General features: G+C 66.4%; 10 protein-coding genes and 1 pseudogene. 10 read left to right on the top strand and 1 reads right to left on the bottom strand.

All coding sequences use genetic code 11. The features are described 5' to 3' along the window. Window positions 1-135: 135 nt before the first annotated feature. The 6 genes from dprA (at window position 136) to E3T24_RS12030 (ending at window position 4852) form a co-directional block, all read left to right on the top strand. Window positions 136-900, top strand: coding sequence for a DNA-processing protein DprA (gene dprA, locus E3T24_RS12050; RefSeq protein WP_347232659.1), 765 nt, complete (start codon window positions 136-138; stop codon window positions 898-900). A gap of 339 nt (window positions 901-1239) precedes the next feature. Beyond that, the gene (locus tag E3T24_RS17410; RefSeq protein WP_166789205.1) at window positions 1240-1392 is read left to right on the top strand and encodes a hypothetical protein; all 153 of its coding nucleotides are present in this window, start codon (window positions 1240-1242) and stop codon (window positions 1390-1392) included. 17 nt (window positions 1393-1409) lie between these two features. Beyond that, complete coding sequence (locus tag E3T24_RS12045) at window positions 1410-2345, top strand: DUF3560 domain-containing protein (RefSeq protein ID WP_134434657.1); 936 nt, start codon at window positions 1410-1412, stop codon at window positions 2343-2345. A 403-nt stretch (window positions 2346-2748) separates the two neighbouring features. Next, entirely contained in the window at window positions 2749-3168 is a 420-nt protein-coding gene (locus E3T24_RS12040; protein ID WP_134434656.1) for a DUF3846 domain-containing protein, read from the top strand. Window positions 3169-3518: 350 nt separating this feature from the next. Beyond that, entirely contained in the window at window positions 3519-4442 is a 924-nt protein-coding gene (locus tag E3T24_RS12035; protein ID WP_134434655.1) for a ParA family protein, read from the top strand. Continuing rightward, complete coding sequence (locus E3T24_RS12030; RefSeq protein WP_134434654.1) at window positions 4439-4852, top strand: hypothetical protein; 414 nt, start codon at window positions 4439-4441, stop codon at window positions 4850-4852. Before E3T24_RS12035 ends, E3T24_RS12030 begins: the two co-directional genes overlap by 4 nt. Window positions 4853-4954: 102 nt before the next feature. On the opposite strand, the gene E3T24_RS12025 is transcribed toward E3T24_RS12030, so the two are convergent. Then, a complete protein-coding gene (locus E3T24_RS12025) occupies window positions 4955-6016 on the bottom strand; it encodes a hypothetical protein (RefSeq protein WP_134434653.1) in 1062 nt (353 codons plus the stop codon). A gap of 310 nt (window positions 6017-6326) precedes the next feature. On the opposite strand from E3T24_RS12025, the gene E3T24_RS12020 reads away from it, so the two are divergent. The 4 genes and pseudogenes from E3T24_RS12020 to E3T24_RS17745 all read left to right on the top strand — a co-directional run. Then, a complete protein-coding gene (locus tag E3T24_RS12020; RefSeq protein ID WP_241978697.1) occupies window positions 6327-7859 on the top strand; it encodes a transposase family protein in 1533 nt (510 codons plus the stop codon). Continuing rightward, window positions 7856-8626, top strand: a complete 771-nt coding sequence (locus tag E3T24_RS12015; protein WP_241978696.1) for an ATP-binding protein — start codon at window positions 7856-7858, stop codon at window positions 8624-8626. Before E3T24_RS12020 ends, E3T24_RS12015 begins: the two co-directional genes overlap by 4 nt. Beyond that, complete coding sequence (locus E3T24_RS12010; RefSeq protein WP_134434652.1) at window positions 8619-10361, top strand: hypothetical protein; 1743 nt, start codon at window positions 8619-8621, stop codon at window positions 10359-10361. Before E3T24_RS12015 ends, E3T24_RS12010 begins: the two co-directional genes overlap by 8 nt. A 265-nt stretch (window positions 10362-10626) precedes the next feature. After that, a pseudogene (locus tag E3T24_RS17745) lies at window positions 10627-11022 on the top strand (hypothetical protein); the annotation flags it as partial.

Below are 11022 nucleotides of genomic sequence, written 5' to 3'. Positions count from 1 at the left end.
GGCGATCAAAGATGGGCTGGGCATGGTGGATCGGTTCCTGGTTCTCGCCCTACGTCATGCGGCGGACTTGCTGTTAGCTGCTGGCCTCACCCAACCCTGACACGTAGGGCCCTGGGCGCGGAAGAAGCCCTGAACGTGGTCCTGCACGGCACCGGCGACGCAGCAGGACTCGACCTGGCCACACTCCGCGCGCGCACCCGACCTCGAGCGAGTGCGGGCAACATCGCCGCAGCTTTCGCGGCCGCAGACACCGGGTCGGCAGAACTCATCACCCCCGACCACCCGCACTGGCCCGCAGGTTTCAACGACCTCGGCACCGCCGCCCCCTACGCGCTCTGGGTCCGAGGCGCCACCGAGATCCTGGCCGACACCCTGAACACAGCCGTCGTCGGGGCTCGAGCCTCCAGCGGGTACGGCGAACACGTCACCATGGAGATCACCGCGGGCCTGGTCAGCCGAGGCCACGTGATCATTTCCGGTGCAGCCTACGGGGTAGACGGAATGGCTCACCGGGCAGCGCTGGCTAGCGGCGGGCGCACCGTCGCGTACCTGGCAGGCGGACTCGACCGGTACTACCCCACGGGCCACGACGCTCTGCTCACCCGGATTGCTGAGACGGGCGCGGTTGCCTCCGAAATCAGCTTCGGGCAGAGCCCCACCCGGTACCGGTTCCTGATGCGAAACCGGTTGATCGCGGCCGCCGCACGCGCAACTGTCGTCACAGAAGCTGGCTACCGGTCGGGATCGTTGAACATCGCAACCCACGCCTTCACCATCGCCCGCCCCGTGGGCGCCGTCCCCGGCCCGGTCACGTCCCCGACCAGTGCCGGATGCCACCGCCTGATCCGCGAATTCGGTGCACAGCTCGTCACGAACGCTCAGGACGCCGCCGCACTCTAGACCGGGCAGCCGGCCAGCTCCCGAGCTGGCCGGCGAGGGGGAGGAATCCCCCTCGCACTCCCCCGCCACGGAATATCACAGTGATATCACTCCGAAACTGCGACGGCGAAGCCGTCAGAAGCGATATGAAGCCGCTGTGCGGCACTGATTGCCGGGCATTTTTGTCCTATCTGGCCAATCATCGTAGCTCCCTTCCGTGCCTGCGTCACCCGCAGTGCCGGACGCGCCCTGCGGGCTTATTTCGCCCGGCACTGCGGGCACTTCAGCACTCCCGGTCGCTATCGATTTCTCTTGCCAGACAGGCCAAAAAAACAGTTGTCCACGAAGAGAAGAGAACCCATGGTCGAGTCCGACTACCCGTACGAGAACACCTACCCGAGGGAGCGCTACGCGGACGGGTGCGCCTGCAGCGGGTGCACCTCGGAAGGGGCCGTAGATACCCAGCCCGGAGAAACCTGCACCGCGACCCGCTACGCCGACAGCTTCGCCTAAACGAGGAAACAGAAATCATGCTCACCATCACCCACAGCCACGCAGCCGGAACCATGATCGACGGCACCAGTAAAGGCGACGGAACCGCCGACGTCCTCAAGACCATTGGTTGGCGTTGGGGGCGCAGCATCAGCGCCTGGTTCGTGCCCCAGTCCCGCGACCGCCTCCCCCAGCTCCACACCATCACCCGCACCCAGGAGGCCTTGGAAGCGGCCGAATTCGAGGTCGAAACCGACATCGACCACGAGCGACGCACGACCGCCGAGGTTGAAGCCGGAAAGATCGGACGTCAGGCCGACCGGGTCGATGCCCTGGCCGCGAAGGCCGACCGGAAGGCCACCGCAAGTGACGACGCGTGGACCCGCGCCCGGAGCGCGCTTGACCGCCTGCCCGAAGGAGGAGAACCGATCAAGATTGGCCACCACTCCGAAGGCCGCCACCGCAACGCGATCGCCAAAGCAGATAACGCCATGCGTAAATCAGTTGAAGCCAGCGTCGACGCCACCCACGCCCAGGCAAGGGCCGACGCTGCCACCCACACCACCGACGCCCGCTACCGGCCCGTCACCGTGGCCAACCGCATCGACACCTTGGGGGCTGAGCTGCGCAAGTTAGAACGACGCATCATCGCCCCGCGCTACGACGACGCACAAGGCTACATCGACGCCACCGACGCCCAGAAGCAGGCCCGAGTAGACCACCTCGCACCCAACCTCGCCGAGAAGCGCGACCAGATCGCGTATTGGGAGGCCGTGCGCGCCGCCCAGATCGAAAGCGGCACGGCCACCAGCTACGACCGCAGCACCGTCAAGAAGGGTGACCGGGTGAAGATCCGCGGCCAGTGGCGCGAAGTCGTCCGCGCCAACCCCAAGACCGTCAGCGTCAGCACCGGGTACACGTGGACCGATACCGCCCCGTATGCGGAGATCCAGCAGCACCAGCGGCCCGAATAACTGCCGCGTAGGCCGGCCCACCCCGGGGCCGGCCCACCCCGGGGCCGGCCCACCCCGGGGCCGGCCGCCGCGAGGGGGACGGTGCCCCCTCACACTCCCCCACCAGATGAATCCGGCCTGGAGGCCGGACCCACACGGAGCCGGCTGCGCCGGCCTGACTTTTTCAAAACATTTCTTCCCTGGTGGCCAATCATCGTAGTTCGCTCCGTGCCTGCGTCACCCGCACTCTCGCACGCGGTCGCAAGCTCCCTTATTTCGCACGAGAGTGCGGGCACTCCGGCACTCCCGCTCTCAATCGATTTCTCTTGCCACCAAGGGCAGAAAAACGGTGGACGACAACACAACCACTGCCCACGAGAGAGCTCGGGACCCCGCGCACCTCACCAACCCTGGAGAGAACCCCATGACCACCAGCATCCGCAGCGTCAAGATCAACCCGACCGAAACCATCACCACCCTGGACGTGAACGAGGCCAGCATCGGGGCGGACATCATCGCCGCCATCGGCTGCCGGATGTTCGACGTCGTCGGCCTGGAGGACGACATCGACCTCTTCGTCGATGATGAAGGCCTCATCAACGGGTCAACCCTGAACCTGCCCGCGACCGTGCTCGCCCACCGACTCGGCTCCCGCACTGTCATCTTCGGCACGGCCATCGCCGTCAGCGTCACCGGAGACGGTGAAACCGTCGGCCTCACCGACGCACAGCTCGCCCGAATCCAGGAATCATTCGCGCAGAAGCCCGACGCCGGGACCGTCGACGCCCTCGTGGAGAGCCTGTCCCCGTTCCCCACCGTGGTGAGCATGCTCCGAAACATCTAGCAGCAAGCACCGGCTGGCCCCGGGCGGGCCGGCCGGTGAGGGGTGTCCCCCTCACACTCCCCCACCGGGCGCGGTTGCGGGAGCCTCCGCAGCGTCGAGCGACGCCGAAGCGCCTGTACTCACCGCCCCAAATACGCCGCAAGGCTCGGGAGTGCTGGACTGGCAGCTGTCATTGCTTGTAATGCTGCTATTGTCAGTAATGCTGGCATTGTAGGTAATAGCGCTAATACAATTAATACCTGTAAAGACAGTGAAAGCAGTAAAGACAGCATAAGCAGCAATGATGCTTATGCCATTAATGACAGCATTAGCTGTAATGTCACTAATGACGACAAGAGAAACGAGAACGTATGCCTCCGGCACTCAATCGCACCGCGTTGGAACGGGTCATCGCCGTCATCAACGGCAAGGGTGGCGTCCTCAAGACCACACTCACCGCCAACATCGGCGGCATGCTCGCTAACAACGGCTACCGCGTACTCCTGGTAGATCTCGACCCCCAGGGCAACCTGGCCGAGGATCTCGGATACACGGACGACGACCGGGACGACACCGGCCGTGCACTGGCTCAGGCACTCATGTTCGGTGGGGGAGCGGCCCCCATTCGCGAAGTTCGACCAAACCTTGACGTATTCGCTGGAGGTCCGGCCCTCGATCAGGCCACGGCCGGTCTCGCCGCCAAGGCGAACAAGGACCCCGATGGGGCCAAGCTAGCCGTCGCTCATCTGCTGGAGCCCATTGCGGGCGACTACGACATGATCCTCATCGACTGCCCACCAGGCGATGAAACGCTCCAGACAGCGGCCGTTGCGGCCGCGCGATGGGCACTCGTCCCCGTCAAAAGTGATAAATCAAGCCGCAAAGGACTTGGTGCCGTCGCAGCGCGACTGGATGCGGTCCTCGGAGTGAATCCCACCCTCGACCTCCTCGGCGTGGTCCTGGTAGACGTCGGGACCTCTGCCCACGTCGTCCAGCGCGAAGCACGCGAACACATCGCAGAGCTCTTCAATGCCGACAACAACGTCGTCTTCACTGCCACGATTCGCCACAGCGAAGCGACCGCCCAGGCCACTCGAGAACGGGGTCTTCTGGTGCACGAACTCGACGCACAAGTCCGCAAGGGGCCGAAGTGGTATGAGATCCGGCGGGGTGACGCGCAGGCACAAACATTTGCACCACGCACAGCATCGTCGGTCGCTGACGACCTGCAGGCAATCACCCAAGAAGTCGTGGCCAGGATTACGGCAGCAGAGAACCAGGAGGCCCTCGCATGACCGACGAAACCCCCAACCGACAGATCGGCGGCCTCACGCCACGCGCCGGGGCTCATGACCTGAGCCGGCTCCAGGCCCGAAATCGTCCTGAACCAAAACCGGAAACCAGTGAGCAACCCAAAACCGTTGCCTCTCCCGCTGCAAAGCCCTCGCGCACACCAGCCAAGAAGTCGGCAACCGTTGTGGTCGACACGACTGCGCGGATGACCACCTATCTGTCAGTAGCCACACGTGATCGGGCCCGTGCAACGTACCGGGCGACGAGCCACATCGAAGGCGATAAGAGCTGGTCAGACTTCGTGGAGCGAGCCATTTTGGCAGAGGTAGAACGTCGTGAACTCTCACACAACGCAGGGGAGAGGTACCAGGGTGATAGCTCGCCGCTCCCCGCTGGACGACCACTGAGCTAGGGCGGTCTCCCCACCCGTAGCTCGGCGTGAGGTACGGCGCCGCCTGCGGACAGGAACACGCCCAGTACGCCTCTGGCCGAGACGGGGGAGTGGGCCGGCGTTCTACTTCTGCTTGGGGCGTGGCGCCTGTGCTTCGGCGCGGTCGGCGCGGGTGCGCTGTTCGCGTTCACTGGTGCGTGCTTGGTCCAGGTCGGCGCGTAGCTGGGTGAGTTGCTGCTCGAGGGCGGCCCGCACGTCGGTGACGCGCTGCTCGGCGTAGGAACGCTCCCTGCCGGCCTCAGCCGTGGCACTGTCTCGTTCACTGCTGACTGTGGCCAGGCGCCCGGTGAGCACGAGCGCTTCCGCCCGGGCGCTCTCGCGCTCCGTCCGGGCCTGATCGAGCAGGTCCCGGGTGCTCGCAGCATCCGTCTCGGCCCGCTCCAAGCGGCTGGCCGCGGCGGCGGCCTGCGCGACCGCGTCGCGCGCGGCCGCCAGCGCCTCGTCCTTGGCCGCAGTGGCCGCCGCGACGAGCTCCAGGGCCTCGGTGAGCTGTGCGGTCGTGGCCGCGTTCTCGATGCTCAGAGCGGCCACCTGGTCCGTGAGGGCGGTGATCTCGGCGGTCGCCCGTGCATTATCCTCGCCCGCAGTGACCAGGTCGACCTCGAGGGTCGCGGCACGCTGCTCGAGCGCGCCCAGGGTCGTGCGGAGCTCGTCGACCAGGACAGCTGATTCCTCGGCTGCCGCGTCGGCTTCGGCGCGCTCGGCCTCGGCCTTGCGGGTGGCGGTCTCGGCGCGGTTGGCGCGGGCGGCCGCCGTAGCGACCTGCTCGGCCGCGTCAGAGGTGACGGCCTCGATCTGCGCTTCGGCTGCGTCCGGGTCCGCGACGGTGCGGAGCTCGTCGACAAGGACCACCAGCTGCTGCTGCAGGTGCTCGACCATCCCGGCGACCTGGGACCGCAGCACGCTCGCCCGCTGCCGTGCCGCATCAACGGGGAGCTTGTCGTCCTCGACGGTGCGCTCGACCCGGCCGAACTCGGCGCGCCGGGCCCGCCACGCAGCGGCGCGGTTATGAGCGGGGTTGCCGCAGTAGCCGGCGGGCCTGCCGACACCGGCCGTGGCGTCCACGGGCTCCTCGCAGCCGGGGAAACCGCAGGTGCGCACGTCGGTGATCTCAGGAATGCTCATGCCCATATCGTATCATTGGTAACGCAATACGTGAACGAAATAACGATAACGATAACGAAAACACGAAATGGGCCTCTCGTCTCGGTGAGCGTGGAACCCGCCCTGCATGAGAATGCTCATCTCGATGTCAGTAATGGGCGGAAGCTGCTCATCTCGATGGCAGTAATTTGCTCATCTCAATGGCAGTGGAGCTCGGGCTTGATCCCAGTAGGCTCGTTGATCACCTTGGTGATCTGGTGGTCGGCAGAAGGGGTCGATGATGGGCGGACGGGATCCGGGGGAGCGCGATCGGCTTCCTCGTGAGGCGGCGGTGCGGCGATTGATGGCCTTGGACGGTGAGGGCAGGTTGACGACGGATGACGTTGAGCTGACGGCCGAGGGGTTGGCCGTGTCGCAGCGGACTGTGTGGCGGTGGATCGAGCGGGCCCGAAGTAGCGATGACCTCAACGAGGTGGCGCGTGACCATTTCGTGGTCACGGATCTGGTGCGTGAACGGCTCGCCTTCTGGCGTGGCAATATTTCCGCCGTGCACCGCGAGCTCGTGGAGGAGGCCAAGAGCGCGGGGACGGTGGCGGTGAGTCGTCAGACCCTGCAGCGGGCCGTGGAACGGGACGTTCTGCGCGGAGACCGGGCGGGCTTGCGCCATGGTGAGCATGCCCGGCGTGCGCATGACGTTTTCCTGCAACGGCCGCGGACGCACCGCAATGAGGCGTGGGAGTCCGATCATGTTGAGGCGCCCGTGGAGGTCGACGTCGAGGGCCAGCTGGTTAAACCATGGGTGACATGGTTCGTGGACGTGGGCACGAACGCAGTGTGTGGCACGGCCATCACACCGGGTGCGCCGTCCAGGGAGAGCATCTTGGCGGCGTTGCGCGCAGCGATCACTCTCGAGGCGCCATACGGGCCGCCCGGTGGGTTGCCCGAGAGAGTACGGATAGATCGGGGGAAGGATTTTCTCTCTAACACTGTGCGCAGCGTGCTGGCCGGCTTCGCCGTGAGAGTTGTTCCTCTGCCCGCGTACACACCACACCTCAAAGGCACGGTCGAGACGGTGAACGGGGCGGCCGCGCAGATGTTCTTCGCAGGTTTGCCCCGCTACATGGGAGCCCAGAAGTTGGCCAACGGCCGCCCGATCGATCCGGCCGCGCCAGCATTAACGTTCGAGGCGTTCGTCACCGAGTTGCTGGGTTGGGTGCGGTGGTGGAACACCGAGCATCGGATGCCGGTGCTGGATGGCATGACACCGCTGCAGGCGTGGCTGGATGACCCGACCCCGTTGAACACGGTGCCCACCGGTGACCTGCGGCTACTGACTATGGAAGACGACGGGCGCACCCGCAAGATCACCACGAAGGGTGTCTCGTGGCGGGCCCGCCAATACGTCGCCGCGTGGATGACCGGGCAGGTCGGACGCCAGGTGCGGCTGCGGCATATGCCCCACCATGAGCACGAGGTCGAGGTATTCGACGCCAGCACAGGGAAGCACTTGGGGGCTGCGACTCTCGCTGACATGGCCAGCAGTGAGCAGATCGGTGAACTGCGCCGCTCCCGCGAGGCCCGCCGGCGGCAGCTGCAGGCAGACCTGCGCAAGGCGGAGAAAGCCCGGCGGATCCGGTACGCCGCGGTGACCACCGCGGCACCCCCGCAACCGATCAACACCGTTACCGGTGCACAGGCCACGGCCGAGCTATCCGACGCCGACGACCAGCAGCTGCAGGCCGTAGCCCGGCCCCTGCTGGTGCCGCTGCGACCGCCAGCACCCGGGTGGGTCCTGCCCCGGCCGCCGCGAGAGAAGACCAGCCGCGCCTGGTTCGAGGACAACGGCAAGGAGCAAGACCGGTGAGTACGTGGGCGGACATCGACGAGCGAGACGATCACTACCTCGGCCTGCCGGGGGCGAACGTTGTCGCGACCGATTCCTTGCTGATGTTGCAGGACAACCTGGCCGACGTCATGGCAGCGAAGGCGATGATGTGTGTGCACGGCGACGCCGGATTGGGTAAGACCCTGTCGGTCAACACGTCGCTGCGGGCGCTGGCGCCGGCCGACGTGTGCCGGGTGCAGTTCAGGGCCCGGCCCACCCCACGCGACATCCGCCACGTCCTGTTCGAGGCCCTCGGGGTCGGCGGAACCCCACCCTCACGACCGATCGAGTTCGACGCCCTACTCAAAGACGTTTTGTCCGAACGGTTCCGGGTGCTGGTGTGCGACGAAGCGCAGTGGCTCTCACGGGAGTGCTTTGAGCTGTGGCGGCACCTGTGGGACGACCGACGCACCGACATCGCGATCGTTTTCGTTGGTGGTGGCGACTGCTACCAGGTGTTGCGCCGCGAACCGATGCTCTCCAGCCGGGTCTACGTTTGGCAGGAGTTCCGGCGCCTGACCCGCGAGCAGGTCCTGGCCGTGATCCCGGCTTACCACCGGGTCTGGGCCGACGCCGACCCGGAAGACATCATCTACACCGACGTCCACGCCGCACACGGCAACTTCCGGGCCTGGTCAAAGATCACCGCCCATCTGGTGACCGCGTTGGACCGTGTGGAACGTGAACGACCCGACCGGGAGGTCCTGCAATGGGTCTTCAGTCGACTGGGAGGCAGTGGTGGGTGAGCGTGCCGACCACCCGGATGCACCTGCGCCGGTTCGCATTCTGATGGATCCCACGGACGACGTTCGGTTGACGGTGAGCCTGTTGGAGCGCCACGACCTGGCCCGCGGCCTGGTCGTGGTGCATCCCACGCCCGCAACCACCAGTCCCACGACCTTCGCGTACGACGTGCTGGTCGCCCTTGACCGGCCGGTGACCCGGTTGAGGGCTGAACATCTGACCGGGGTCATACGACCGTGGCAGGCCGTGGCCGTGTGGATGGTCGCCGATCAGGTCACAGACCTGATCGTGCTTCGCGCCGACCGGCTCTCGGCCGCCACCTGGAATCGCCTGATCAGGCTGTGCCGGCACACGGGAACCCGCCTGATGCTGGTTTGCCACACCGGTCAGATCCCGGAAACCCTCGGCGCGGTGCTGACCGGAACCCGTCACCACGTGCTCACCGACTTGCCCGAGGCCCTCGCCCCGCACGAGCCGGCCTACCCGACACGAGTCATAGCGGACCCGCAGTCTGGCCGCCAGGACACCGATCAGCTGCCGGAGCTGCCCGCCGCCGGCGTGGCGCACTTCCGGGCCGAGGCGTACCGACAGCTCGATACTGCAGCTTTCGCACGAGTCGATGCCGCCTACCAGCACGGGCAACACGCGGCCGATGAATGGTTGATCGGCCCCGTACCCGAGGAGACCTGGACGGGCACGGAGCACGTACAGCGGTTCCTCACCACGCTGGTGCACGACAGCCCGACCCGTGCACACACCCTGGCCCGGATGCGTGGGGCCCAGGCCGGTTTCCTGGCACACGGGCTGCTGCTGAGTGTTCCCCCGGCACGCGATCTCATGGATGTACTGAGCGGACCGGGATTGAACGCTCTGCCGGTCAGCCAGGACGTCTTGCAGCGCCTCCGAACCGGCGTGGCCCACCCCATGGTCGCTGCGGGCGTGGTCACCGCATTGTTCAGCGGCATATCCCCGCAGGTGATGAGCCACGCTGCCCTGGCCGACCAACGCCCAGACCTCGCTGCTCTCCGGCTGGAATGGCGGCCTCTGCGCACCAAAGCGGCACCGAACCGCATAGCTCAGACGGCACCGACAGTTCTAACCTGCGCGGTATTCCATGTGCCGGTCGCGGCGCGCCCCCTGCTCCATGCCGCCGCTGACTTCGCCATGCAGCAACAGCCCTCCAGCACCCGCCAGCGGCTGTTCGAACCGCCGGCGGCGACGAACAACCGGATCCAGGCCGCGGCAGCGCACTGCCAGATCGCGCTGCCTGGTGAGCCACCCACACTCGCGGCTGCCTGGCAGATCAGAGTCACTTGTACCCAGATTGACGCCCCACCCGTGTGCCTTACGCACCCAGCGGAACAAACACCGATGTCGCGGTTCCTTGGCCTACCCGGCCCGCCGTTATCGACCAGCCTCGCTCCCGCCAAGCCGACCGCGAACGACAATGCCCAGGACCGTTGGCACGGTCGTCGGCCCCTGACTGAGGACATCGCCGCCAGTGTCCTGCACTTGATCCACGACCACCTGGGCGCCGTGACCCACCGCCGACATCGACGCCCCGCGGAGCGGAGCTGGCCGCTGATCCGCCGCCAGCTCGCCTATTACCCGCGCGACCAAGACGGGAACCTTACCGCGCTGGCACCACACCCCGACGTCCTCTATGCCCTGGGCCTCACCGGCCGGCCGGCCCAGAACCTCCCCGAACGAAAGCTCGCGAGACATGAAGATCAATAGACCACTCCCGCAGCCGTTCCCACCCTGGACGCAGGGGCCGACCTGGCTACTGACATTCAGATGAGCAATCTACTGACATCGAGATGAGCATTCTCACACATGCCGGTTCCCAGGGTGCGAACGTCCCGCCATCAGCGCGGACGCTGGCACTGGACGGCCGCCGGAGTACTGCGACGACGAGGGACACAACCGGGCCGCCGCATGGCGGGCGCGGCGCCGGCTCAGTGCAGAGCCGAGCCGTAACGTCGAGGACGAGAAACGCCCCGTGGACGCAGCGCGCCAGCGCGCGGGAGAGCTACGCGGCCAGGTCGCCGGGATGGTCGAACACCTCGGCCAGCAGCTCACTGCTCTCGTCGAAGAGCTGCGCACCGTTGCCGACCCGGACGCCGCTGAGGCCCAGATCGAATCCGTGACGACCGAGGCCGCCGAACGCGTCGCCGCCGCAACCGCCCGCGCCAGCCGCGCTGAGCAGGCCCAACGCCAGGCCGAGGCGGAGCGAGTAGAAGCTGACGCCGCAGCCACGGAAGCATCCGAGCTGTCAGAGCAGCAGCAGTGTCAATGGCCAATCCGAACTGCCCACTGGCGGCCAGTAGGAATGCCCGCTGGTGGCCATGAAAACTGCCCACTCATGGCCAACAGATCTGCCCACCTGGGGTTTGGT

The sequence above is a fragment of the Cryobacterium sp. TmT2-59 genome, from assembly GCF_004403545.1.
Taxonomy (GTDB): Bacteria; Actinomycetota; Actinomycetes; order Actinomycetales; family Microbacteriaceae; genus Cryobacterium; species Cryobacterium shii.
The sequence above is the reverse complement of the archived record's forward strand: the minus strand, read 5'-3'. Positions and strand labels throughout refer to the sequence as shown.